26 protein-coding genes and 6 pseudogenes are annotated in these 23659 nt (G+C 67.6%); 16 read left to right on the top strand and 16 right to left on the bottom strand.

Annotated elements, in window-relative coordinates:
- A pseudogene (locus tag GA0070608_RS00475) lies at positions 1 to 691 on the bottom strand (ABC transporter ATP-binding protein); the annotation flags it as partial.
- A gap of 139 nt (positions 692 to 830) precedes the next feature.
- Entirely contained in the window at positions 831 to 1349 is a 519-nt protein-coding gene (locus GA0070608_RS33180) for an ABC transporter substrate-binding protein (RefSeq protein WP_245715643.1), read from the bottom strand.
- A gap of 5 nt (positions 1350 to 1354) precedes the next feature.
- Here GA0070608_RS33180 and GA0070608_RS33185 point away from each other — a divergent pair, with 5 nt between their 5' ends.
- Positions 1355 to 1531, top strand: a complete 177-nt coding sequence (locus GA0070608_RS33185) for a hypothetical protein (protein WP_245715644.1) — start codon at positions 1355 to 1357, stop codon at positions 1529 to 1531.
- Between the two features lie 13 nt (positions 1532 to 1544).
- Here GA0070608_RS33185 and GA0070608_RS34245 read toward each other — a convergent pair.
- Positions 1545 to 1799: pseudogene (locus tag GA0070608_RS34245) on the bottom strand (ABC transporter substrate-binding protein); the annotation flags it as partial.
- A 347-nt stretch (positions 1800 to 2146) separates the two neighbouring features.
- Between GA0070608_RS34245 and GA0070608_RS32960 the strand changes: the two are divergent.
- From GA0070608_RS32960 to GA0070608_RS33190, 3 genes and pseudogenes are all read left to right on the top strand, one after another.
- Positions 2147 to 2467, top strand: coding sequence for an FBP domain-containing protein (locus tag GA0070608_RS32960; RefSeq protein ID WP_218107475.1), 321 nt, complete (start codon positions 2147 to 2149; stop codon positions 2465 to 2467).
- Positions 2468 to 2659: 192 nt separating this feature from the next.
- The gene (locus GA0070608_RS00490) at positions 2660 to 3220 is read left to right on the top strand and encodes a TetR family transcriptional regulator (protein ID WP_218107476.1); all 561 of its coding nucleotides are present in this window, start codon (positions 2660 to 2662) and stop codon (positions 3218 to 3220) included.
- A 51-nt stretch (positions 3221 to 3271) separates the two neighbouring features.
- Positions 3272 to 3562: pseudogene (locus GA0070608_RS33190) on the top strand (HAD domain-containing protein); the annotation flags it as partial.
- A gap of 183 nt (positions 3563 to 3745) precedes the next feature.
- On the opposite strand, the pseudogene GA0070608_RS00500 reads toward GA0070608_RS33190, so the two are convergent.
- Both GA0070608_RS00500 and GA0070608_RS00505 read right to left on the bottom strand, forming a co-directional pair.
- A pseudogene (locus tag GA0070608_RS00500) lies at positions 3746 to 4571 on the bottom strand (TrmH family RNA methyltransferase).
- 94 nt (positions 4572 to 4665) lie between these two features.
- Positions 4666 to 5499: a phytanoyl-CoA dioxygenase family protein gene (locus tag GA0070608_RS00505; protein WP_091619704.1), complete on the bottom strand. Its 834-nt coding sequence runs from the start codon at positions 5497 to 5499 to the stop codon at positions 4666 to 4668.
- Between the two features lie 150 nt (positions 5500 to 5649).
- On the opposite strand from GA0070608_RS00505, the gene GA0070608_RS33195 reads away from it, so the two are divergent.
- Both GA0070608_RS33195 and GA0070608_RS33200 read left to right on the top strand, forming a co-directional pair.
- Positions 5650 to 5958: a GyrI-like domain-containing protein gene (locus tag GA0070608_RS33195; RefSeq protein WP_245715645.1), complete on the top strand. Its 309-nt coding sequence runs from the start codon at positions 5650 to 5652 to the stop codon at positions 5956 to 5958.
- Positions 5955 to 6143 carry a GyrI-like domain-containing protein gene (locus GA0070608_RS33200; protein WP_245715646.1) on the top strand — a complete coding sequence of 63 codons (189 nt, stop codon included), beginning with the start codon at positions 5955 to 5957 and terminating at the stop codon, positions 6141 to 6143. The genes GA0070608_RS33195 and GA0070608_RS33200 overlap by 4 nt, the downstream gene beginning before the upstream one ends.
- Before the next feature lie 224 nt (positions 6144 to 6367).
- On the opposite strand, the gene GA0070608_RS00515 is transcribed toward GA0070608_RS33200, so the two are convergent.
- Entirely contained in the window at positions 6368 to 7321 is a 954-nt protein-coding gene (locus GA0070608_RS00515) for a VOC family protein (protein ID WP_091634008.1), read from the bottom strand.
- 67 nt (positions 7322 to 7388) lie between these two features.
- On the opposite strand from GA0070608_RS00515, the gene GA0070608_RS00520 reads away from it, so the two are divergent.
- On the top strand, positions 7389 to 8012 hold the full coding sequence (locus tag GA0070608_RS00520; RefSeq protein ID WP_091619708.1) for a TetR/AcrR family transcriptional regulator: 624 nt from the start codon (positions 7389 to 7391) through the stop codon (positions 8010 to 8012).
- A gap of 487 nt (positions 8013 to 8499) precedes the next feature.
- Here the strand turns inward: GA0070608_RS00520 and GA0070608_RS00525 are convergent.
- Positions 8500 to 8847 (bottom strand): annotated as a pseudogene (locus tag GA0070608_RS00525) (ADP-ribosylation/crystallin J1); the annotation flags it as partial.
- Positions 8848 to 9102: 255 nt separating this feature from the next.
- Positions 9103 to 10086: a helix-turn-helix transcriptional regulator gene (locus tag GA0070608_RS00530; RefSeq protein ID WP_091619712.1), complete on the bottom strand. Its 984-nt coding sequence runs from the start codon at positions 10084 to 10086 to the stop codon at positions 9103 to 9105.
- Positions 10087 to 10139: 53 nt separating this feature from the next.
- Here GA0070608_RS00530 and GA0070608_RS00535 point away from each other — a divergent pair, with 53 nt between their 5' ends.
- Positions 10140 to 10823 carry an alpha/beta fold hydrolase gene (locus GA0070608_RS00535; RefSeq protein WP_091619715.1) on the top strand — a complete coding sequence of 228 codons (684 nt, stop codon included), beginning with the start codon at positions 10140 to 10142 and terminating at the stop codon, positions 10821 to 10823.
- Between the two features lie 176 nt (positions 10824 to 10999).
- On the opposite strand, the gene GA0070608_RS34110 is transcribed toward GA0070608_RS00535, so the two are convergent.
- The gene (locus GA0070608_RS34110) at positions 11000 to 11614 is read right to left on the bottom strand and encodes an NUDIX domain-containing protein (RefSeq protein ID WP_342672590.1); all 615 of its coding nucleotides are present in this window, start codon (positions 11612 to 11614) and stop codon (positions 11000 to 11002) included.
- Positions 11615 to 11665: 51 nt separating this feature from the next.
- Positions 11666 to 12157, bottom strand: a complete 492-nt coding sequence (locus GA0070608_RS00545) for a YunG family protein (protein ID WP_176733598.1) — start codon at positions 12155 to 12157, stop codon at positions 11666 to 11668.
- A gap of 285 nt (positions 12158 to 12442) precedes the next feature.
- Between GA0070608_RS00545 and GA0070608_RS00550 the strand changes: the two genes are divergently transcribed.
- The gene (locus tag GA0070608_RS00550; protein ID WP_266317986.1) at positions 12443 to 13276 is read left to right on the top strand and encodes a phosphotransferase family protein; all 834 of its coding nucleotides are present in this window, start codon (positions 12443 to 12445) and stop codon (positions 13274 to 13276) included.
- Between the two features lie 271 nt (positions 13277 to 13547).
- Here the strand turns inward: GA0070608_RS00550 and GA0070608_RS00555 are convergent, their stop codons facing one another.
- Positions 13548 to 14474 (bottom strand): helix-turn-helix transcriptional regulator, encoded by a 927-nt coding sequence (locus GA0070608_RS00555; protein WP_091619721.1) that lies wholly within the window; start codon positions 14472 to 14474, stop codon positions 13548 to 13550.
- Positions 14475 to 14658: 184 nt separating this feature from the next.
- Between GA0070608_RS00555 and istA the strand changes: the two genes are divergently transcribed.
- The 4 genes and pseudogenes from istA to GA0070608_RS00575 form a co-directional block, all read left to right on the top strand.
- A complete protein-coding gene (gene istA / locus GA0070608_RS00560) occupies positions 14659 to 16161 on the top strand; it encodes an IS21 family transposase (protein WP_088999612.1) in 1503 nt (500 codons plus the stop codon).
- On the top strand, positions 16158 to 16949 hold the full coding sequence (istB, locus tag GA0070608_RS00565) for an IS21-like element helper ATPase IstB (protein WP_088999046.1): 792 nt from the start codon (positions 16158 to 16160) through the stop codon (positions 16947 to 16949). The genes istA and istB overlap by 4 nt, the downstream gene beginning before the upstream one ends.
- Positions 16950 to 17120: 171 nt before the next feature.
- Positions 17121 to 18629 carry an MFS transporter gene (locus GA0070608_RS00570; RefSeq protein ID WP_091619725.1) on the top strand — a complete coding sequence of 503 codons (1509 nt, stop codon included), beginning with the start codon at positions 17121 to 17123 and terminating at the stop codon, positions 18627 to 18629.
- Positions 18626 to 19147 (top strand): annotated as a pseudogene (locus tag GA0070608_RS00575) (YdeI/OmpD-associated family protein); the annotation flags it as partial. The gene GA0070608_RS00570 and the pseudogene GA0070608_RS00575, both read left to right, overlap by 4 nt.
- A 64-nt stretch (positions 19148 to 19211) precedes the next feature.
- Here GA0070608_RS00575 and GA0070608_RS00580 read toward each other — a convergent pair.
- Positions 19212 to 19793: a GNAT family N-acetyltransferase gene (locus tag GA0070608_RS00580; RefSeq protein ID WP_425413221.1), complete on the bottom strand. Its 582-nt coding sequence runs from the start codon at positions 19791 to 19793 to the stop codon at positions 19212 to 19214.
- 382 nt (positions 19794 to 20175) lie between these two features.
- Here GA0070608_RS00580 and GA0070608_RS32455 point away from each other — a divergent pair, with 382 nt between their 5' ends.
- The 3 genes from GA0070608_RS32455 (at position 20176) to GA0070608_RS32460 (ending at position 21367) form a co-directional block, all read left to right on the top strand.
- A complete protein-coding gene (locus GA0070608_RS32455; protein ID WP_176733600.1) occupies positions 20176 to 20574 on the top strand; it encodes a DUF4190 domain-containing protein in 399 nt (132 codons plus the stop codon).
- Positions 20575 to 20647: 73 nt separating this feature from the next.
- A complete protein-coding gene (locus GA0070608_RS00590) occupies positions 20648 to 21064 on the top strand; it encodes a hypothetical protein (RefSeq protein ID WP_091619741.1) in 417 nt (138 codons plus the stop codon).
- 141 nt (positions 21065 to 21205) lie between these two features.
- Positions 21206 to 21367 carry a hypothetical protein gene (locus GA0070608_RS32460; protein WP_176733601.1) on the top strand — a complete coding sequence of 54 codons (162 nt, stop codon included), beginning with the start codon at positions 21206 to 21208 and terminating at the stop codon, positions 21365 to 21367.
- Positions 21368 to 21381: 14 nt separating this feature from the next.
- On the opposite strand, the gene GA0070608_RS00595 is transcribed toward GA0070608_RS32460, so the two are convergent.
- The 4 genes from GA0070608_RS00595 to GA0070608_RS00610 form a co-directional block, all read right to left on the bottom strand.
- Positions 21382 to 21579 (bottom strand): hypothetical protein, encoded by a 198-nt coding sequence (locus GA0070608_RS00595; RefSeq protein WP_091619744.1) that lies wholly within the window; start codon positions 21577 to 21579, stop codon positions 21382 to 21384.
- 258 nt (positions 21580 to 21837) lie between these two features.
- Complete coding sequence (locus GA0070608_RS00600; RefSeq protein WP_091619747.1) at positions 21838 to 22131, bottom strand: hypothetical protein; 294 nt, start codon at positions 22129 to 22131, stop codon at positions 21838 to 21840.
- Complete coding sequence (locus tag GA0070608_RS00605) at positions 22128 to 22529, bottom strand: hypothetical protein (RefSeq protein WP_091619751.1); 402 nt, start codon at positions 22527 to 22529, stop codon at positions 22128 to 22130. The genes GA0070608_RS00600 and GA0070608_RS00605 overlap by 4 nt, the downstream gene beginning before the upstream one ends.
- 153 nt (positions 22530 to 22682) lie before the next feature.
- A complete protein-coding gene (locus GA0070608_RS00610) occupies positions 22683 to 23504 on the bottom strand; it encodes a helix-turn-helix domain-containing protein (RefSeq protein ID WP_091619755.1) in 822 nt (273 codons plus the stop codon).
- Between the last annotated feature and the right edge of the window lie 155 nt (positions 23505 to 23659).

Below are 23659 nucleotides of genomic sequence, written 5' to 3' on the forward strand. Positions count from 1 at the left end.
GGGGTCATGAGCAGATCGTGCAGTTGGGCGCGCAGCACGAGTTCGGCCGAGTGGCCGTCGCGTCCCAGCGAACGCGGACGAGCGATGTCGATGTCCACGATCTGCCGCAGCCGGCCCGGTCGCGGGCTGAGTACGACGACCCGGTCGGCGAGCAGCACGGCCGTCGACCGAGTGCGTCACGAAGAGCACCGTCGAGGCGTGCTTCATCTGCAGGCGCTGGAGTTCGACCGTGAGGTCGGCGCGGGTGAGCGCGTCGAGTGCGGAGAACGGCTCGTCCATCAGCAGCACCCGCGGCTGCTGGATGAGGGCCCGGCACAGCGAGACCCGCTGCTGCATCCCGCCGGAGAGTTCGTGCGGCAGGCGCTTCTCGAAGCCGTTCAGCCCGACCAGGTCGAGCAGTTCGTGCGCGCGGTTACGGGCGTCCCGTCGGTCCTGCCTGAACACCTCGGTCGGCAGCAGCACGTTGTCGATGACCGACCGCCACGGCAGCAACGCCGGGCGCTGGAACATGAAGCCGATGTCCCGCCGTGGCCCCCGGATGGGGGTGCCGGCGACGGTTATCTCGCCCGAGGTGGCCTCCTGGAGGCCCGCCACCAGCCGCAGCAGGCTGGACTTACCCCACCCGGCGCCCGACGATCGCCACGAACTCGCCGTCGGCGACTCCCAGCGACACATCACGCAGGGCCTCCACGTCACCGGCCGGGTGCGGTAGATCTGCGAAACGTTACGAATTCCGATCATGGTTTCGCCCTCGCGGTGACGCGGCAACCAGCCGCGCGCACCGCCGTCGAAGAGGAAGTTATGGCTTTGCGATGTCGTAGACGCCGAGGTCATCGGCGCTCGGCGTCGACTTGAGGGTGCCGGTGCCGGCGAGCAGCTTGATCATCGCCTCCACCCGCGCCCGGTCGAGCTTCCCGGCGGTCCCGCCGTCGACCAGGACGTACGGGCATCTCGGTGAGTTCGGCGGCGGCGACCTTCTCGTCGGCCGTCCGGTCGTGCTTCTTGAGCAGCTGGGCGGCTTCCTCGGGGTGCTCCACCGCATAGATCAGGCCCTTGACCAGCGCCGCCGTGAACTTCTCGACCTCTGCGCGGTCGCTGTCCAGCTTCGTGGCGGAGACCAGCAGGCCGTTGCCGTACAGGTCGGGCAGCTTGTCCGCGTACGGCAGCATGGTGACGGTCTTGCCACCGGCCGCCTTCTCCAGCAGCGGCTTGCCGGCGGCGAACTGGCCGATCGCGTCCACCGAGCCGGCGGCGAGCAGCTGCGGCAGCGACTGCGGCGAGGACGGGACGAACTTCACCGACTTCGGGTCGATGCCGGCCGCCTTGGCGTACGCCGGGAAAATGATCATGTTGGGTGGAGCCGGAGCTGTCCGCGATGCTGGCGCCGGGCAGCTTCTCCGGCGAGTCGATCGCCTTGTCCAGCGAGGCGATGCCGGCCATCGACCGCTGGTGGATGGCGGCCACCGCGCGCACCGGCATCTTCTCGTTGGCCATCGTGGTGATGACCCCGGAGAGGTCGCCGGTGCCGTAGTCGGCCTGCCCGACCCGATCAGCTTCATGACGTCGACAGTGCCGGTGCCGGGCTTGATGGTGACGTTGAGCCCGGCCTCCTTGAAGTAGCCCTTCTCCAGGGCGACGTAGGCGTACGAGTCCCGACCGAACGTCCCGAAGGAGGTCAGGTAGGTGACGGAGGCGGCATCGGGGGAAGAATCGGCCTCCTCCGAACCACCACAGCCGGCGACGGTGAGGGCGAGAGCCGCTGTGGCAACGGCCGCGACGAGACGGGTACGAGCTGACATGAGACCTCCTGCATCGGCGGGATTTATCAAATGTCAAACTTCCCGACTCGTCAAGACCTTGTTTTGGAAACACCGCCCCACCCGGCGGCCCCAGCCGGCGACCTCACCCCACCAGGCCCACTGACCTGGCCGTACGCAACCCCGCCCTGGCGGCAACCACCTTCCCGGTTGGATCAAGTCACGCTCCCACCGGCGATCCCGTCGTCGCACGACTCGGCACCGACCCGGTGGTTTCAAGCTGTGCTCGGACGGCCGGTTGCATCGGAAACCGTTCGACAGAGGACTTGTACAGACTTACAATTTGTATCCATGTACAGATTTGACCGAGAGATGACATCGTGCGGGCCATGAGTCGGGACGAGGTGCGGGGTGCGATCGCGAACCTGGACGTGGTCGAGAGCAAGGTGCGTCTGCCGGCCTGGTTCGACGAGATCGCGTGGGGCAAGCTCGACTACCTCGGGTGGCGGGATCCCCGAGCGCCAATGCGCGCCTACCTGGTCACCGACATCGACGGTACGGCGTCGGGCGCAATGCTCCGCCAGAGTCCGAGCCGGGCTGAGCTCGGCGGGCGAGCGGTCATGTGCTCGCTGTGCCACTTCATGCGCCGCTTCAACGAGGTCGCCCTCTTCGCCGCACGCGCCCCTCTGCGGACAAGCGCCAGCGGCTGAGCACGCTCGGCATCCTCGTGTGCACCGACCTCGACTGCGTCACGAAGGTGCACAGCGCGCCCCGTCCTCGGGCCGCTCGACCCACCGGTCGACGAGATGATTCAGGCGCGCAGGGAGGGGCTGCGGGGTGCGTACCGTCTCGTTCCTACGCTCGGTGTCGAGCACTCCGCGAACCGTACGAGGGAGGGGATGATGGCGTACCTGGCGCGTGCAGAACGGCGACGCTCGATCGTGGAGGCGGCGGCCACCGTCGTCGAGCGCGATGGCTTGAGTGCGGTGACGGCCAGAGTCGTGGCGGACGAGCTTGGTGGGTCGCAGGGCCAGATCCACCACCACTTCGCGTCGACCGACGAGCTCGCCGGGGAGGCCTGGCGACACTACGCCGCGCAGCAGATCGATGAATACGAGCACGAAATCGACGGCCTCGATGCGTACGACGCGCTCGTGCTCTTCTTCGCCGACCTCGTCAGTACCGACGGGGACGGGCACGCACTCGCGCGGTGGGCCGAGGCGAACGCACACGCGCAGCAGCGTCCCCTCGTCGCGAAGAGCTACGTCGAGACGCTCACCCGGCTGACCGACGTCCTCGCCTCCGTCTTGGCCGGGGACTCCGACGCCGCGCGTGCGCGAACGGCCGCCTGGCGGATCCTCATGCTTGGGGTCGGGCTCGCCGGGCTCACCCGCATCACCGAGGACTCACCCGTGCCGGCCCGTGACGTCATGCTGTCGGCGATCCGAGCAGAGACGGATTGACGTCTCGCCTGCGGCGGGAGTTGCAGTGCCGATCAGCGGTACGGTTCGGGCGTGCTTGCCGTCGGCACGCGTCCGCCGATCTTTGTCGACATCGATGGTGTGCTCCTTCCGTTCCGGATCCGTCCGACTGGCGCGGATCGCCGTTCGAGCGTTGGCGCGAGCGCCGCTCCCGACCACTCCGGCAACCCGCTCCTGGAACGACTCGACCCCGGTGACGGGAAGCGTCTGCTCGGCCTGCCCGGCGACCTGGTCTGGGCGAGTACCTGGATGGCCGAGGCGAACGAGGTCGTCGCGCCCAGGCTCGGACTTCCCGCTCTGCCGGTCGTCGATTGGCCCGATGCGCGTACGGCACCAAGACCGGCATTCGGGCGGTCGCCGGGTCCGCCCGGCACGATCACGGCGAGGACGACGTCCGCCCGCGCTCGTGTGGTGTCCGGCTGCGGCGCCTGTCCGCAAACGGGCGCCGCGGGGCAGGTAGCGCGATGGTGGCGGATAGCCGCCGGGCGACCGCCTGCGATCAGTGCGCTACCGCCGGGCGGTGGCGGCCCGTGGCGTGCCGATTCGTACCAGCACGACAGTCGCGGCGGTCGCCGCGTTCAGGGAGCTGGCGGACCCGAACATGGGATCCGGACGAGTTGGTCGCATGCCTCGCGCCACCCGGAGCTGAGGCCGGTGGTCTCGTTGCCGATCAACGTCAGGGTGGGTTGTGTGAAGTCGTACTCGGCGGCGTCCAGGATGCCGTACTCATCTGTTCCCATGATGCTCATGCCGTGCCGTCGGCGCGGACGTCAGCGACCCAGGATAGAACGGCCTGGTGGGAGGGCACCCGGACCCGGGCAAGGCGAACAGCGAGCCGGTGCTCGCCCGGACGCGCTTCGGGTCGTACACGTCGGCGGCGTGGCCCGGTGACGATGACGCCGCCGGCGCCGAAGGCGTCCGCCGACCGAACGAGGTCCCGATATTGCCGGGGCTGGTGGGCCGATCGAACACGACGGTGAGCATGGTCGGACCGACCGGGATCGGCGCAGGTTGTCCTCCCGCAGCGCGACCACGGCCAGCAGCTCTGGAACCGTGTCTGCCTTACCTCCCAGTTCGTGCATCAGTTCACGCGAGACGGCGAACTTCTCGGCCCGGACTGTGTCCGGGCCTCGCGTGCCCAGCTGGACAGCTGCGCGCTGGTGTCGTAGAGCAGCTCCCGGATCTGCCAGCCGTGTTCGACGGCCATGGTGATCGGACGCACGCCCTGCACGAGGAACTCGCCGCGGTCGCTGCCGCTTGGTCCGATTGCCGAGGAGAGCTTTCCACTGCTGGACCGCGCATTGCGGCCACTCACTCGCAGAACCACTGCCACCGCCTCCGTCGCACGTAGCCCGCCCATGCCCTGCCTGCCACACTTCACCCGGCTCTGGCTCCCGAGGTTTCCGACAAGGCCTTCGGCCAGGCGCTCAGGAACGGACGGGGCTTGTCGCCCCGGCGCCGCGGTCGGTGCCGTCTCCGTCCGGACCGAGGGCGTCCTGTCCGAGACCCTGACGGATCGCGATCTCTACGGGTGAGTATGCCCCGTCGGCCCGCTCCAGTTCGTACGGTGCGGCTGGCATCAGCGGCGGTTGGGCCATAAAGCGAGGCCGCGTTCCGTGGTGCGGTTGCGCCGCGTGCACCAGGAATGGGTGGCACAGGAAGACGTCGCCCGGAGATCCGGTGGCGAGGGCGAGCGGCCGGTGTTCGGACGCCGCCACCAGGTCGGGCGCAAGGGCCAGTCCGCTCGCTCCGTCCTCCCCGTACTTCTCCAGCACCTTCGGCACGTCGAGGTGTGAGCCGACCCTGATCCGGGTCGGGGCGTCCTTCTCACCGACCTCACTGAACAGGAACAGCATCAGCAGTGCCCGGCCCCGGGAGCGCACATTGGTGAAGTACCAGCTCTCGCCCTCCGGCAGATAGCTGCCCTCGATGTGCCAGCCCGCGTCGTTCGGCTCCTCTTCGTGCGGGAAGCGCAGCGGGAATGTGCCCAGCGAGTAGCGCGGCTCCCAGCGGCCCGCGCCGACGAGCAGGTCGTACGCGTGATGGAGGAACGGGGAGTTGGGAGCGGCGACGAACGGCCCCTGCGCCATGCCGGGCACCCAGTGCACGGGCTGCGTCCACGTCGCTGGATCGTCCGGGTCGCAGCCCGTCTCCCGCCACAGCAGCCGCGCGCAGTCCGCTGCCACGCGCGGCGCGACGGCGCCCTCCAGCTTCACGAAGCCGTCGCGAAGAAAGCGGGATACCAAGGTCGTGTCATCCATGCCCCCATCGTGCGGCGGCGCCGGTCTCGATCACCCGACATTTTCCGCGCCGCTTTTGTCGGGCGCTGCCCGGTGCGCTGCGACCAAGGTTGACGTCGGACAGAGGCTTGATGATCTCGACTCCGTCTGACCGTCGAAGGGAGCGAACACGTGGACGCCCGCATCGTCGACCATCCCGAGTTCCGGCTCGTGGGGCACGCGGCCCGCGTCCGGCTGGTCCATCAAGGCATCAACCCGCACATCCAGCGGCACATCACCGCACTGCCGACCGAGGAGCACCTGCGCTTGAAGGCTCTCGGCAACACTGAGCCGAGCGGCCTGCTCGCGGTCAGCGACGACCTTGACCCCGACTACGCCGAGGGCAGCGAGCTGACCTACCTTCACGGGGTCGCCGTATCCCCGGTACGCCGGTCCCCGACGGCCTCGACATCATCGAAGTTCCGGCCGGCAGATGGTTGATCATCCGGACCACGGGCCCGCATCCGCAGACCCTGCAGAAGGCCTGGGCCACGGCCGCAGCCGCGTGGTTCCCGTCCAACCCGTGGCGTCTGCGGCCAGGTCCGGAGATCGTCGCGGCGCTTGAGCCTACGAACGACTTCAGCACCGCGACCTGTGAACTCTGGCTGCCCGTCGAACCGGCGTAACGATCTGGCGAGCATCCAGACAGCATCAGGGGTCCGGCCCGGCGGCCAACAGGATGGCCCAGCCGCGGCAACCGAGCGCGAATATCCGGATCTGCCGCCGTCCGTGCGCGCACACTGATCGCGGTTGTGGTCACGCTCAGTAGCTGATCTTGAGCCGAGCAGGCATCCTGATCTACCGAGTTGAGTGCGTTGGTTTTCCGGACGATGTAGGGTTTTCTGTCGGTTTAACGGAAGGCGATCACCGTTCCGATCGCGGCGGTGGCTGGTACGAAAAGCTCTCCGGATGCTGCTCGACAGAGCGGAACCTTATTGGTTTGGAGGAGGTCCTTCGTCGCGGCTAGGTCGCGGACTTCGACCGTGTAGGCAACGAGGGCGGGCAGTGCCGGTGGTTGCTGTCCGGGCAGAGCCTCGGCGAGGCGGGATGCCTGCACCAGGGTCAGTGTTGCCGCGCCTAGATCGAACACATACCCACGCCCGTTGGCCCTGGGTGTGCGGTCAAGGTAAGCCTCGTAGCGTGTCCGGACAGCGTCCAACCCAGAGTCGGCGATGCCGAGCGTAGCGTCGACGAGACCGAAGGCGCCGTTGGGATGGTCGGCCGCGCGGGAGCTCTGGATTCCGGGATCCAGATCCGCGGCGACGCCGATCCTGCCTTCTGCCTCCACGCCAGGTTGGACGCCGTCGATCTCCAGATATCGGACTGTTTCGACTCGGGGGCCTACTGGGCGTCGCACGGTGTTGACCCCGCCGTGCTTTATCCCGGAGTTCGTTAGACGAGCTGCCGTCGCCTCGATATCGGACGAGGACAGCATCAGGATGTGCAGGCCCTCGTACCGGTCCAGGCAGTCGGACAGGTTCGCGCTGGTGGCGTTGATCCGCTCCATCAGCGATGGCAGCACGCTGGGCGGGGCGTTCAGCGGGACCAGTCGCGCGTCGGCAGGCACTCGACTACCTACGCCGTCGACGTTGACGACGGTCACCAGTTCGACGAAGTCCTGAGGAAAGTCGGCGTGGGTGTTGGCTGCGCCGAACGGCTCGAGTGTGCCTCCGTCCTGCGGCACGATCGCGGGATAACTCGGCGTGGGCAGCGCGAACCCTAGCCGTCGATACAGCTTGAGCGCGGCGGTCATATCGCGGACCACGTGACCGATGTGGTGCAGGCGGGTGATCTCAGGAGTCATGTCGACCACGCTAGAAGTAGCCTGACCGTATGGTCAAGCTACTTTGGGGGTGGGTACCCTGAGACGAATGAGCGCGCAGCACGTAGACGGCAGGCGTCTGCGTTACCAGCACCGGCGGCCCGAACTGCTCGATGCCGTGGTCAACTACGTTCTCGCGCATGGGTTAGCGAATCTGGCGATGCGGCCGTTGGCCGAGGCAGTAGGGGTCAGCCACGGGGCTCTGCTGCACCACTTCGGCACAAAGGAGGCCCTCCTCATCGAGGTGACCGATGTGCTTCGCCAGCGGTTGGCCGACGCGGCCGGCCTGGCCGACTCATCCGGCAGCCTGGCCGACCTCGGCTCGTGGTGGCGGCGGTCGATGACCGCAGACCGCCTGCCGGTCTATCGCTTGTTGTTCGAGGTCTACGCTCAGGCCACACGAGAGCCGGAGCGCTACGAGCGTTTCCTTCAGCAAGCAATGCACGACGCGCTTGGGCTCGTACAGCGGCTAGTCTTGGCAGAAGGATGCCCCGGCGAGCAAGCGCCCATGGTCGCATCGATGATCGTGGCCCAGGCACGCGGCCTGCAACTCGATCTCCTGGCTACCAACGACCGCGAACGCGTCGACCACGCCTTCTCTGTCTTCATCGGCCTGATCGACCGCCTGAGGCAAAGCTGGACCGGCGAGCAACCACCAACGCAGCCGCGCTGACGAGGACCGCGAACTCCCACCCCCTCCTCCGAGATCGCTTCGCAGTGCACGCTCATGGCCGCGGGGTGCGCGTTGGACCGCTCGCCGATGTCCGCTAATCCTCGAAGTCGAACGCGAAGGTGCCCGCCTCGATGCGGTCGATGAGTTCGCCGACATCATCGGCTTGTCGGATGGCGTTGTCCCATCCGCTGCTGGTGATGTCGACCAGCAGTACCGGTGCGGGGTCGCTGCGCAGGTCGAGCACGAGCTGTTCACGGGATCCGTCACCGCCGATGATCGCGATGCCGGGGTGCGCGTCGGTGCTCTCGTCCCATGCGTGGTGCAGCTCAAGCATCTCGCGTGGCGTGTTGAGCCAAACATAGGCTCCGCCTGTCATCCACCCTCGCCGGAACCACGACGCACCTTGCAGGTAGGCCCGCCACGCGGCCGGTAGCGCTCTGCCCAGCGCGTGGTGGGCGTCGGTGAACTCCTGGTCGCCCACGGGACCGCGGTAGTCGGCTTCCTCGATGATCGCGCCGACGATGTGGGCGTTGAGGTCGGCAAGCTCCTCTGCGGGGATCCAGTACTCCAGCACGTCGCGGCCACCGACCTGATGAACCTCGTAACGGTCCAGGTACGCACGCTGGACCTCGAACCGGGTCACGTAGCCGACGCCACCGGCAGGAACGTTCCACTCGCGGGCGATCTTTGTGGCGTACCAGCGGTTGAGTACCGGATAGAAGATCGGCTGGTCCGGCAGGCGGGGTGGCCAAGCCCGCCATCCGGACGCCGCGACAAGGTCGAGTTCGGCCTGCCCGGTGGGCCGCCACAGGATGATCGTGTCAGAGGCGTCGATGGGCCTGCTCCCCGCATTGATGGTTATCGCGCGATCGTGGCGAGCCACGCCTGCAACTTTCTGATGCTGTCGGCCCCGGACGTTACCGCGGCCAGTTCGGCCAGGGTCGATGACACATGGAACCCAGGCACGGATCTGCCGCAGCCCGCGCGTCGTGGAGCGCAGCCGGCCGACGGAGGGCAACGCGCAACCGTGTCGTTGACAATGCACAGGTCCAGCCGGCGGCTTGCCGGCAGCCATCGGATGTCGTCGGCGCTAGTCGCCGGGCCGGGTCTCGGGCGGCGAAGGCGAGAGTGCTGCGCTGAAGCGGGCCGCGACCGTGGCCACGGCGGCATGGAGTTCGGGGCCTTCTTCCACAGAGAAGTCGAAGGGGACAACGGCCAGCCACTCCTGGGCGTACATCGCCGGGTTTCGGGTGCTGCCGACCAGTACGCACCGGTCGCCGTCCGGCTCGAGGCGGCCCATCGGTGGCCGGATCCACGGTGCCACCTTTTCCCACGACGCGTGGAACCGCACGCGGGTGCGGTACTTCCATCCTGCGCCGAGGTTTTCCTCAAGTGCGGCAACCGGATCCAGGTCGTCGGGCGGTGTGAAGCCGTGCGGCAGATGCCGCACGGCCCGAACCCGGTCGATACGGTACGTGCGGATCGCGTCCGCGCGGTACGAGTGGCACAGCAGATACCAGCGCCCGTACCGCACCACGACCGCCCACGGGTCGACCTCGGCGTCCCACTCCTCGCCGCTCTTGCCTCGATAGGTGACCAGGACGCGGCGCCGGTCGGCGACGGCGGCGACCAGGGCGCTTGTGGTGGCGGCGTCAGGACGGGCCGAATGTCGGTCAGGGGTGGCCGAGGCGTACGCCCGCAGCGCCGCCGCCTGCCGTCCGACGCTGTCGGGGAGAGCCCGGATGACCTTGCTGAGTGCCGAGCCGATCAGGTCGTCGGCGTCGATCGCGGCCGGCTGCCCGTCGAGCACGGCCATGACCAAGCCGAGCGCCTGCTCCTGGGTGAAGACGACCGGCGGTAGCCGGGTGCCGCGGCCCAGCCGGTAGCCGCCGTACGGCCCGCGGATCGATTCGACCGTGATGCCGGCCTCGCGAAGGATCCCGACGTAGCGGCGCGCGGCCCGCTCTGTCACGCCCAGGAGGGAGGCGAGCTGGTCGGCAGTAACGCCGGGACGTGCCTGCAGGATCTCGAGCGCGCGCAGGGCCCGGGCGGTGGGGCTCGGACCGGTTCGCACAGCGGAGAGAGTAGCGGAAGTAGAACGTCCGGAATCGCCTCTAGGTTGATTCCATGACTGCAGAACAGATCGTGCTCGTGGGTGGCCTGTGGCTCGACGGGTCGGTGTGGACCAGCATCGCATGCGAGCTCGAAGAGAGGGGCCGCCTTGCGGTGCCGGTGGCCCTACCGGGGCAGGGCGACGGGAACATGGCGGCGACGCTGGCCGATCAACTGACCGCGGTGCTCGCCGCCGTGGACGCGGGTCCCGGCAGGTCGGTGGTGGTGGGGCACTCCGCAGCCTGCACCCTGGCCTGGATGGCGGCCGACGCGCGGCCCGGGCGCGTGGCCAAGGTCGTGCTGATCGGCGGGTTTCCCTCAGGCGACGGGCAGCCGTACGCCGACTTCTTCGAGATCAGCGACGGTGTCATGCCGTTCCCAGGCTGGAGACCGTTCAACGGGGCGGACGCGGCCGACCTGGACGAGCAGGCCCGGCAGGCCTTCGCGGCGGCGGCGATCCCGGTTCCCGAGGGCGTGGCCAGGGGCGTCGTACGGCTGACAGACGAGCGGCGATTCGACGTTCCGGTCGTGGTGGTGTGCCCGGAGTTCACACCTGCCGAGGCGCAGGAGTGGATCGCCGCGGGAGACGTACCCGAGCTGGGCCGGGCCAAGCACATCGGCCTGGTCGACATCGACTCCGGACATTGGCCGATGATGACGCGGCCCACAGAGCTGGCGCGGATCCTCGCCGCGGTCTAGCGGGATACGGGACCGTATGTGCGGCGTCGTGGTCTGCTGCCGGCTCTATAGAGCGTGGACTCTGCTAAAACGCGGCATCCGAATCTGCCGCTGACCGTGCACCGGTCAGCGTCCGCTCCTGCCGATCACCGGATGCAGGGGATTCAACCGGACGGAAGTGCCGAGCAGCGATGGATCTACGGGCCGCTCGGCGATGCGGTTGTCCGTGCTTCGTCGCGACGAGGCAGCCGGTCAGGCTCAGGCAGGGAACGAAGCAATGCCGGCAGGGCGCCAAACACGAGGGGAAGGCCACCCAGCTCGCTGATCCTGACCCATGCGATGTCGTCATGCTCCTCAGGTGCACGGTTGGTGGGAGAGCCGACCCAGTCTCTGATTTGCCAGACGCCCACGTGGACGGCGTCCTCGCCACTGCCGGCATGCAGGTCGCCCAACCGTGACGAGGACTCCGTCACAATGTGAACCCCTAGCTCCTCGTGCATCTCACGCGCGAGGGCCTGTAGTTCAGACTCACCCGCTTCGACGTGCCCCCGGGCAGATCCAGAGATCCGGGTATGCCCGGCGGGTCGGGCTGCGGTGTACCAGCAGGACCGCGCCGTTCTCCACGAGTGCGCCGCAGACGACGACATGCATGACGGGATTAGAGCATAGGAGTAGGACAAGCCCGCTCCAGCCAGAGGGCACGCGCAGACATCCGGCTCTGCCACGCGGCGTGTGCGCTGGCCGTCGGGGCAGCGCCCGGCTGGCTGCTGCCTCCGGCGTAGCGACTCTCGGCGGTGTGCCAGCTGGGGCATTCGCCATGGTCACTGACGACGGGGCACCAGAGTTCGGGATGGGACGGAGGTTCAACCTGCCGGTGTCCTGACCTGGCTGTGAGTCGCACAGTCGGTCCCGACCCGGCAGCCCTCTTCGAGCACAACGGCACCGTAGAGGGCTGTGAAGACGCGGTCCCGCAGGATCTCGTACTGCTGGCGGCATCGCCGAGGTGGGCCCGGCGGGCGTTGCTGGACTTGACCGCCGACAACGACTTCCGGTGGCTGGAACTGGTCAGCTGTCAGGTCGACCTCGCGGCCGTCGGCCAATCGATTCCAGTAGTGGTAGCCGACCTTGACGTCTCCGGCGAGGACCTCGCCGAGGATCAGCTCTCCGCCGAGCAGGTCCTGAATGATCAAGGCAGTCACCCCGCATTGGCCACGGGCTGCGTTGCTGGCGTGCCAATCCTGCACATCGTGCGGGTCGCAGGTATCCGCTCCCCAGCCGTCGCGCAGTACCGGCCGCAGCATCTCCAGGTCAATCGCGAGAGGGACTGATCGTTGGTCGCGCTTTTCATACGTCACCCAGGAAGGGTCAGCCCTCCACCGGGTCGAGAGTCAAGAAATACCCCGCCTCGGGTCCTGGCCGGCCGAACGGCGCCACTAGCGGGCGCGCTCATCTGCCGCCGACCGCGGTGCGATACCCCGAGCACACACTCATTTGCCGCCGACAGGGCGTTGAGGTACGCGTCATGTGAGCGGCTGTGTCCGGTGCACGGTCGTGCCGATGACAGAGTGGTACCCGTGGGCAGTGCGACCGAGGTTGAGATTCGCTGGGTTGAGTCGACCTGGCAGCGTCGGATCACCAGGGTGCGGCGTCTCACGGGTGGTTGGACGTCCACCATGCTGGGCCTGACCGGACACGACGGTGAACAGGCTGTACTCCGGCTGGTGACGAAGGAGCCGTGGCGTCGACACGCTGCCGGACTGCTTTCCAGAGAGGCGGCTGTCCAGCGGCAACTGCAACGGTCATCGATCCCGGTGCCTCGAAGTATCGCCCTGGATCTGTCCGGGGAGACCGCCGGGGCACCGGCACACCTCATGTCCTGGCTGCCCGGGCGGCTTTGCTTGACCTCTGCCGCGGACGGCATCCTGGAGGCAATGGCGCAGGTTCTCGTTAGCATCCATCAATTCGCTCCTGGGCAGGACAGGCCACGGCAGTACCAGTCGTGGGCTGCGCCGGGCAAACGAGTCATGCCACCGTGGGCGCAGCGGCGACAGCTATGGCATCAGGCGTTCGAGCTGCTGGAACAACCCGTGCCGGCCTATGCCGGTACGTTTCTGCACCGAGACTTTCATCCGGGAAATCTACTGTGGTCGCACGGGCGTATCAGCGGCGTAGTGGACTGGGTCGAGACATCGTGGGGACCGGCGACCCTGGACGTCGCACACGCCGCGACCTATCTGGCCATGTTGCACGGCATTGAGGCTGGGGCCAGATTCACGAACGCGTACCGTCGCCGGGTCGATGGCCGGCACGACGAGGACGAGTTCCGGTACTGGAACGTCATGGACATTGTCGGCTACCTGCCGGACCCAGCGAAAGTCGTCCAGCCATGGCGCGACTCCGGACTGGACATCAGTGACGACCTCGCTCGCAGCCGACTCGAACAGCGGCTTGAGCACGTTCTACGAGCTCACTGACGACCCAACTGAATCCTGCTCGGTGCCTGAACCCGCCCGCCCACCAAGGCTGCGACGCTGACGTGACGCCGACGAACGGGTCTGAGGTGAGTGCGCGGATTTGCCGCAAAGCGCGCGGCACCGAAGGTGACGTCAGCGCCCGATCACTGGTGTCCGAACAGCGACAACACTCGGGTCGTGCTGCTGAGCGCGGAGGCCTTCGCCGCCCGGCAACCAGGCGACGGCCTGCTGGAGATGGAACCAGCCACCTGATCGTCGAGGTCTCGGACTACTAGCTGTTGCGGGGCAGGGGGTTGTTGACGGATCGATCGCGACCAGCCGCAGGCCCCTCGGGCGCCCTGATGCTCGGATCGTCTTCTCCGAAAGCGCGTTGGGTGAGGATCCGTAGTGCGTCTGCCGAGGAGGCATCGTTTGGGGTGTAGATCTCGAGGCGGTGATCGGGGCTGTCGGGCTGTAGCCAGACTTGGTAGGCGATGCTCGCCGCACCGACCGTGGGGTGTTGGAGATGCATGTCGCCGGTGGTGCAGTCGGCGACTTCACCGGTTGCCCACAGGGAGGCGAACTGGTCGCTGCGCATGGTGAGTTCACCGATGAGGTTCGCTAGGCGCGCGTCGGTCGGGAACCGTCCGGCGGTGAGACGCAAGTAGGCGACGTGGACCCGGGCGAGTTCGTCCCAATTGCGGTGCAGATCCCTGGTGAGAGCGTCGAGGAAGAACATCCTCGGGATCGAGGGACGACAGCCCGGGTCACGGGGCGCCTCGAAGTCGACGTGCTCGGCGAGCAGCGCGTGTCCGGTGCGGTTCCAGGCGAGGACGTCGCCGCGGCGGCCCAGCACGATCGCCGGCGTCGCCTCGGCCAGTGATTCGAGCAGCGCGAGGACGCGCCGGTGGGGCTGCTCGACTGGTGGTTCGGCGAGGCCGGACCGGGAGGGCTGGCGGGCGAGATTGTGAAGGTGTACGACCTCCACGTCGTCCAGTTCCAGAACTCGTGCGAGGGCGTCGAGAACCTGTTCGGAGGCCGTCTCCGCCTGGCCCTGCTCCAGCCGCGTGTAGTAGCCAGCGCTGACCCCTGCCAGGTGGGCGAGCTCCTCGCGGCGCAGCCCCGGAACTCGGCGGGCGCTCCCGTAGGTGCGTAGCCCGATCTCGTCTGGGGTGACCCGGTCGCGGCGGCTCTTCAAGAATGCTCCGAGGCTCTCCATGACATCGAGACTAGGCGCCCGTCGCGGATGGCTGGGTGTACCTGCTGGGTGTATGTCGGCGGCCAGTGAAAGATCCCCATAGGCGGCCATTTACCGCCCCGCTGATGGCCAGGGTTCTCCCCGTGGACGGCCAGATACCTCCCCGCTGATCATGACGAGACGCTGGTCGGCGAGGGTCGGCGGCGTGAAACGCGGCAGGGAGATCGTGGAAATTTTGGAGGCATACGACCTCACGGGTAGTTACCGTGCGGCGGCCGAGCTGGCCGGGTGTGATCACCACACCGTGGCCCGGTATGTGAAGTTGCGGGCCGAGGGACGCAGCCCCGAGGAGCGGACCCAGCGGGCTCGGCCGATCGACGAGTTCATGGACAAGATCGAGGAGTTGGTGGCCCGCTCGGGTGGCCGGGTCCGCGCCGATGTGGTGCACCGGCGGATCACCACGATGGGCTTCGCCGGCGGAGAGCGCACCACCCGCCGGGCGGTCGCGGCGGTGAAGAAGTCCTGGCAGGCCGGGCAGCGACGGGTGTTCCGCCCGTGGATCCCCGAGCCCGGTTTGTGGCTTCAGTTCGACTGGGGCGAAGGCCCACGCATCGGCGGCCGGCGGACCACGTTGTGGTGCGCGTGGCTGCCCTGGTCCCGGTTCCGGGTCGTGATCCCGGTGCTGGACAAGACCCTGCCGACGGTCGTGGCCTGCCTGGATGCCACCCTGCGGCGCCTGGGTGGGGTGCCGGCCTATGTGTTGACCGACAACGAGAAGACGATCACGGTGGAGCACGTCGCGGACATCGCCGTGCGTAATCCGGAGATCGTGCAGGTGGCCCGGCATTACGGGATGACGATCCGCACTTGCGTGCCGGCGGACCCGCAGTCCAAGGGCGGCGCCGAGAACACCGTGAAGATCGCCAAGGCGGACCTGGTCCCGACCAGCGCGAACCTGCTCGGCCAGTACCGCACGTTCGCGGAACTGGAGGCGGCCTGCCGCGACTTCACCGACGAGGTCAACGCCCGCATCCACCGCGACACCCGACGCCGCCCGGCCGAAGCCCTCCTGGACGAACGCGACCGGCTGCATCCGCTGCCGGCGCAGCCGTTCACCGTCGCGTTCGGCACCACCCGCCGAGTGAACTGGGACTGCACCATCTCCGTCGACGGAGTCCGCTACTCGGTCCCGCACCACCTGGTCGACACCCGGGTCTGGGCCCGGTTCCACGGCGACGAACTCATCGTCACCGCCGTCAGCGAGGACGGGCCGGCCGAGGTCGCCCGCCACCAGCGGGCCCAGCCGGGCCGCCCGTCGATCCTCGACGAGCACTACCCGCCCCGATCACGCCAGTCCGACACCGCCGATCGGGTGCCGCGGGCCCGCACCGCCGACGAGGCCGCGTTCCTGGCTCTCGGCCCCGGCGCCGCCGCGTGGCTGGTCGAGGCCGCAGCCGCCGGGGTCCGCGGGGTGCGCCGCAAGATGGCCGAAGCCGTCGCTCTCGCGAAGCTGCACGGCGTCGACCACGTCGACCGGGCCCTCGGCACCGCCGCTTTGGCGGGCAGGTTCGCCGACAACGACCTGATCCGCATCCTGGCCCACCAACGCGACGACGACACCCCACCCACTCGGGCCAGCGAAACCCACAGCCTGCAACCAGGCACCTCTGCCTGGTCAACCTTCGGCACGACGACTGGAGAACAGTGACCATCACCCCGTTGCGGGTCACCGGCGCAGCCGGTGACCCGCTGACCGAAGCGATCGAGCTCACCCGCCGGCTGAAACTGCCGCACCTGCGCCGGGCCATGGCCGACCTCATCCCCACCGCGAAAGCGCAACGCTGGGACCCGGCCGAAGTCGTGCGGGTCCTCCTCGCGGAGGAGGCAGCCGGCCGGGACCAGGCCAACCTGCGCACCCGGCGCAAACGCGCCGCGTTCCCCGCCGGCAAAACCTTCGGCGACTGGGACGAGCAGGCCTCCTCGATCCCGCGGCCGACCCAGGACGCCCTGCGCAGCCTGGAATGGGTGCAGCGCAAGGAGAACCTGTCCATCTGCGGCCCGTCCGGCACCGGCAAGAGCCACTTCTGCGAAGCCCTCGGCCAAGCCGCCGTCGAGGCCGGCATGACCGTCGCCTGGTTCACCATCGAAGACCTCGGCGTCATGGTCCGCCGCCACCGCCCCGACGACTCCGTCGCCCGAGCCATGGCCAGACTGATCCGCACCGACCTGATCATCATCGACGACATCGGCCTGCTACCGGTCTCCCCGGACGCCGCCGAAGGGTTCTACCGCCTCGTCGACGCCGCCTACGAACGCCGCAGCCTCGCGGTCAGCTCGAACCTGCACCCGTCCGGTTTCGACGAGATCATGCCCAAGACCCTGGCCACCGCCACCGTCGACCGACTCCTGCACCACGCCCACGTCGTCGTGACCCAGGGTGACAGCTACCGGTTCAACCAAGCCACCGCCGGACAGGGCGTCAAAGCCTTGCACTGACCCCAGCACCACCCCACAGGCGGGGAACTATCTGGCCGCCACTGGGGAGAAACCATGGCCGCCAGCGGGGAAAACTACTGGCCGCCTACGGGGAGATCTGATTGGCCGTTGACAGGTGTACCCACACCAGGTGGCTAGCTGCTCCCGGCTCTGCGCTGGAGCGTTGCCGGCATGACGCAACACACCTCACGCACGACCAACGTCCGAGCTTGGCTCGGTCTGCTGGTCGTCCTCGGCCCGGTGCTCTTGGTCTCGATGGACGGGTCCATCTTGTTCCTCGCAATGCCACGGGTCAGTCAGGCTCTCAATCCCAGCGCTGACCAAGCGCTGTGGATCCTGGATGTCTACGGCTTCTCGGTCGGCTCCCTGCTTATCGCATTCGGAAATATCGGCGACCGCTACGGGCGACTCAAGCTGCTCATGATCGGCGCGGTCTTCTTCGGCATCGGTTCGGCCGCCGCCGCGTTCGCGCCCACACCGGCGCTACTCATCGCCGCCCGTGCCGTGATGGGGATCGCCGGCGCCACCTTGCTTCCGTCCGCCTTGGCGGTGCTCAGTGAGCTGTTCACCGACCCGAAGCGTCGGGCCCAGGCCATCGGCATCTTCGCTGCGGCCTTCGCCGCGGGATTCGCAATCGGGCCGGCCATCGGTGGCGTGCTGCTGGAACGCTTCTGGTGGGGATCGGTGTTCTTGATCAACCTTCCCTTGATCGCGCTGTTCCTGTGTTTCGCACCCATGTTGCTCAGCGAGGTGCAAACCACCCGCCCCGGTCGAGTCGACCCGATGAGTGTCGTGACCTCTGCGGTCGGTCTGCTGCTAGCGATCTACGGGCTCAAGCACGCTGCCGCCGAGGGCCTCTCCGTATCGGCGGCGCTCGCCGGGCTCATGGGGGTCGCCGTGCTGGCATGGTTCGGCGTCCGTCAACGACACCTGGACCATCCACTCATCGACTTCTCTCTCTTCCGGGATCGAGTCTTCACCATCGCGGTGATCACCGGGCTTCTACCGTTGGCCGCGTGGTCAGCAGCCGCCTACCTGGCTGGCATCTACTTGCAGTCCGTCCTTGACATTCCGGTCCTGCAGGCTGCCTTGCTGGCGTTACCGGGAGCCGTTGTGCTCATCACGACTTGCATCATCACCCCTGTGGTGGTCGATCGCGTCGGGAAACGCTCCGCGCTGCTTGTCTGCCACTTCTCCATCGCCACCGGGCTGCTCCTGCTCTTGCCCACCACCATCACTGGCGGGATCGGCTGGTACGTCGCTTCCACTGCGATCGCTGGCATCGGCTATGGCATCTCCTTCGCAGTCGTCGCTGACACCGCCGTCGGCGCGGTCCCGTCCGAGCGAGCAGGCTCAGCAGGCGCGATCGCCGAGACCAGCAACGAGGTCGGTAACGCCCTGGGCATTGCACTGCTCGGCTCTCTGGCAGCACTGCTGTTCCGGCTCCAAGGGCCCGACCTCGCGCCGACCCTGGACGAAACGCTTCAGCTCACCGGCCTGACACAAACGTTGATCACCGACGCCAAGTCAGCCTTCCTCACCGGCATGCACGTGGTCGCAGCTACAGCCAGTTTGTTGCACCTCGTACTCGGCCTCATAGCACTCCGCTGGCTACCCCGTCCCGCCAGGGACGACATCCCGGCTGATGGCAAGCACGGCGAGGCGGTCGAGGCGCGATGACCTGGCAACAGGCGGTTGACGAGGCATTGTGCTTCGGTTGGATCGACGGGCAGGCCCGCAAGCGGGATCAGGAGACCTCTTGGATCCGGTTCACCCCGCGCCGGCACCGCAGTTCCTGGTCACAGCGCAACGTCGCCCACGTGGCCCGGTTGGAGACGCAGGGGCGCATGCTGCTCTCGGGCCGCGCCGCAGTGGAAGCTGCGAGGGCGGACGGGCGGTGGGCGGCTGCCTACGCTCCGCCGTCGGAAGCTGAGGTGCCGGCCGACCTCCTTGCCGCGGTCGCCGCCGACCCCGCCGTCCAGGCCATGTTCGACGTACTCACCAAGACCAACCGCTACGCTTTCATCCACCGCGTCGGCTCCGTCAAGCGGGCTCAGACACGCGAGCGAAAGATCGCCGAGTTCGTCGCGATGCTGGCCCGTCACGAGACGATCTACCCGCAGAAGGCCAAGCCTTCGAGCCCGCCGCAATCGGCACCCTTGATGATCAAGCGCGTGCTTTGCCGCGTTCGAGGATGAGCACGTACGAGAACAGGCCCGGCCGCTGCCGGTCACCCGCTCGTGGGCGGCACGGAAGTGCCGTTCACAGGGGACTCCTGTGTGGCAGGAGGTCAGTGGGGAAAGGTGCGGGGGTGCCGTCGGTCGGCTGGCCCCGCCACATCCGCCAGATCAGTGGCCCTTCGGTGGGCAGGTGGATCGGGGCGCCCTGGCGGTAGCCGAGGCGCTGGTACAGGTCCCTGTTGCGGGTGTTGCTGGCTTCCAGGTACGCCGCCCGGTTGGCCGCGTCGAGGGTCTGGTGGGCGTTGGTGAGCAGCGCCGTTCCGACGCCTCGGCCCTGGTGGCGTGGGTCGACGGCGACGTAGGCGAGGTAGTCGTGTGGAGCATGTGGGTGGTGCGTTTCGAAGATGGCGTCGAGCAGCAGGAACCTCGGGGCGTACCTGCCGGTGGCCCGTTCCACCTCGTAGTAGTGGCCGGTCGATTCCACCAGTGGAACCTGGTCGCGGGTGTACCAGATCGCGACGGCCGACTGGTCGTCGGTGGTGTCCACGCGTCCGTGCTGAAGTCCGTGGTTGAAGACGAGCTTGAAATAGCGGAAGTAGACGGTGCGGCGGTTGGCCGCCACCGCAACCCCACGAGCGATACCACCCACCGCCACCTCAGGCATCATGGCATCGGCCGGAAACGCCGTTGCCGCAGCAGCCTCCGAGAGCAGGGTATCGGCGGACCCGGCCCCGCCGCAGCGGCATCAACCCGCTGGTCGCCACCACCATCCTAGTTACCGCAGTGATGGCCTCATTCGTTGTGTGCGTGTTGGAACCGGTGGTCGGCTGCCCGCTGCTGGCGGTGGCGCTCGCCGTGTACGGGAGTGTGATCGTTGCCAGCCGGCGAGGCAAACCCGGGCGCCGAATCCTCTGAGGCCACCACCGGATGGTGCCGTAGCCGCCACCATCCGGCCACAACCGCAGTCGCCTACCCGACAACGGTGGCGACACCACCCCCGCCCGCCACCAGCATCAGCCAGGCCAAACCGCATCCGAGGAGCCACCTTGACCTACCCGCAGCCCGGACCGCCGTACGGCCCGCCGCCGATCTCCGGCCCGCCCACCAGTCCCGGCTATCCGCCCGCCGGCTACTACCCGCCGCCGCAGGTGATCGTCGCCCAGGTGCCGCCAGCGTCCGGGCTCGCCACCGCATCCATGGTGTTGGGCATCATCGGGGTGCTCGGCGGCTGGTGCCTGTTCGGGCTGCCATGCCTTGCCGCAGTGGTCCTCGGGCATATGGGGCTGCGGGACACTGCGGACGGCCGGAAGTCGGGGCGGGGCATGGCGGTGGCTGGTCTGGTGCTCGGGTATGTGTTCGTTGCCCCGATGATCGTGTTCACGGTGATGATCTTCATGGGTGGGGTGATGGGGGCGGTTTCGCCTACCCCAACCGCAACGCCCTGACAGGTCCGCAAGCTCAAGCCGCTGCTGAAAGAAGCCCGCCCCTCCGCATCAAGAACCACCCGAAGGAGCAGCATTGACCGGGAAGCTCACCCAGGCCGACCAGTACACCGTCATCGGCGACGGACTCGCCGTCGGCTGCCTCGACCTCGGCGTCACCGGACTCACCAGCCGGAAACTCGAACTCGAACTCTCCTTCAACCACGCCTGGCGAAACTTCCCCCTAGCCGCCCGGTTCCCCCAGGTCAAAGCCGACCTGAACCGCTGCGACATCCTCACCATCCTCAACCGCAGCCCCCGCCGCCGCTGGTCCCGCGGCAGCTGGATCCAGAACCGGGCATGGTGGGAGCCTCAACTGCCGGACTCGTACGACGATGCTGGCGAGGTGGCGGAGGACATCGCCAGCGTGTACGGCATCAGCCGGGACCAGTGGACCAGCCTGGCGCGACCACTGGTGGAACGCCTCGGCGACGACTGCGTCCGACGGCAGTGACCTGACGTCCTGCTAATCCATATGCAAAGAAGACCCCGGTCAAGCATCAGCTCGACCGGGGTCTTCGCCTACCCGGCAAGGGAGCGTCAGCTACCCGACACCGTTCACCCGCAGCAACAACCCGCCACTACCGTCCATGCGGTGAGCACCGAAGGTGTCGCCGGAATTGTCGGACTCGTCGCCGTCATCGGCATCGGCTACGCGTGGTGGAACCGCGACCGCGGCGACAGCCACGACGACGGCGAGTACGAAGAGGTGTGGTACGAGGAGTGGCATTACGAGGAACACTGGCGCGAGGACTGAACGCCCCAGGGGTGCTACTCGCACCGGTCTTCGGCGCCCCGCCCGTACAACTCGCAGCAGTCCGGCCGGTGCCGAAACACGGGCAGGGTGCGGCCGTGGCGTTCCTCGCGGTCGCCGGTCCGCTCGTACAGGCACGCACCCCACACGGCCGTCTCGCCGTGGCCGTCGACCACCTGCCCGTCACCGGGACCGTCCCGCAGCAACACCCTCACGCCGGCGACGCTACCCGCGAACGCCCGCGGGTTGCCGCAACTCCCGCAAGGCGCTGAGGCCGCCCAACCTGGCTGGGTTGGGCGGCCTCAGCCATCCCCGCTGGTGGATAGCCACTCGACAGGAAGCGGATTGGCCATGCCGTAAGAATCGGATAGCCTATCCGCCCCTTGCGACCTGGACTGCCGCATAGCAGGTGCTACAGCAGATGGGTAGCAAGTGCCATGGCGTTTGCCACCCGCTTGCCACCAGCGGGCCCGCTAGTCCTCGCCGGGCTCCCAGCCGAACAGGGCAGCCTGCCGGCGGGCATCCGCACGAGCCTTCGTCAGCGCGTCGATCATCGCGCCCATGTCCTCATCCGACAGCAACGACCGGCACGAAAACACCATGTCGTAGTCCCCGCCGGTCACCTGAAACCTCAGGTTGGCGTACGGGCTGTCGCAGCTCGGATCATCGAACGGCACAGCCTGCACCTCCAACACCGGCCCGTGACCCATATCCAACTCCACTCGGTAGGCGGGATGCTTCTCCGGCGGCTCCACGACGTCGCTCACGCCCCAGCACCGCCCGGCAGGGTGAGCCGGTAGTCCACGCTGTCCCCGTTGCCCCGGGTCGCCAGCAGACCCGCCGTCACCAGCTCGAACATGAACACCGACAGGGTCATCGCCGAGAACCGGTCGTAGGTGAGCTTCCAGCCCGGGTCGTCGTCCTCGTCGCGCATCGCATCCGACAGCGTGCCCTCGTAGAACTCGTTCGGCCGGTAGTCGAGGATCAGCCCTTCGCCGTCAGCAGCGAGAGACAAGCCATCCGTGAGCGACTGAAGGTAGAAGTGGCGGCGGTTGATGTAGTCCAACCGGTGCTTATCCCACTCGTTGGGGCCGACGAAGCGGGCGCCTGTGCGGTAGCCCCACCGGTCGGAGTCGGTGGTGATGTCGTCAGGGGTCAACGGCACGGGGGATCTCCAAGGGTTCCCGGAAGGGTTCCCGGAAGGGTTCCCGGAAGGGTTCCCGGAAGGGTTCCCGGAAGGGTTCCCGGAAGGGTATCGGCGGAACTGGTCCCGCTGCGGAACCAGTCTCCGTGTCGGACTAGTCCCGCTGCGGGACCACTACGCGGGCTCCAAACCGAGCGTCAGCAGCCAATCCTCAACGCCGTTGTCAGGGTCCCGCTCGGCCATGCCCTCGATGTACGCCCCCGGAAACCCGATCGGCTTCTTGGTGCTCTTGAGCTTGCGAAACGCGTTGTAAAAGGCATCCACCGTCCACACGCCCTTCCCGAAGGTGGTGCCGTCGGAGCGCAGGTGTCCAGCGTTGATGAGGCTGAGGAACGTCGCCCGATCGTCGATTCGCTGCTGGGTAAGCTTCTTGGCTGTGCTGGGTTGCCGCTGGGCGGGAGGATTCCACTCGTCGGCAAAGCGGCTTTGCGTCTCGTCGGCCCCGGAGGGAGCGAAGCGACCGGAGGGGAGGCTGCTCTGGTCTGATCTTTGGTCTAGTTCATGTTCATCTAGTTGTAGTTCTTCTAGTTCGGGTGCGCTGTGGCTCACTAGGGTGGTGTTCTTCAGCGCACTAGGGGTGGTGTGCTGTGGCGCACCACCCCTAGTGGCGGGAGTCTTCGGCCACGACACCAGCAGCAGCGTGTACCGGTTCGTGTCGTTGGCCTCGCCCTTGCGTCGCCGCTCTGTCTCGATGAGCCCCGCGGCGGCTAGCTCGGTGAGATAGCGGTCAACCGCCCGCGTATTCTTGAACTGCATCCGCTTGGCGAGGTTGCTGCGAGATGGCCAGACGTGGGCGTCGCCGCGCGTGTAGTTGATGTGCCTCAGCAGCAAGCCGTACAGCCAGGCCGCATGGATGGTGAGCTTCCCCGCGGCAACGAAATCCTGGATCTCGGTGGGGATGCGTAGGTGAGAGGTCTCATCGTCGGTGGCGCTCATCGCACACCAGCCGGTCGCACAGACGTGCGGGCAAGGAAGACTTCCACCCTAGACATGGGTCGCCTCCTGCTAGGCGATCAGGGCCCGGCGCAAAGGTGCTACCAACACCTGCCGGGCCCGTTCTGTATTTGTGCCCCCATCCTACCGTGTGTCCG

The sequence above is a fragment of the Micromonospora peucetia genome, assembly GCF_900091625.1.
GTDB classification, from domain to species: domain Bacteria; phylum Actinomycetota; class Actinomycetes; order Mycobacteriales; family Micromonosporaceae; genus Micromonospora; species Micromonospora peucetia.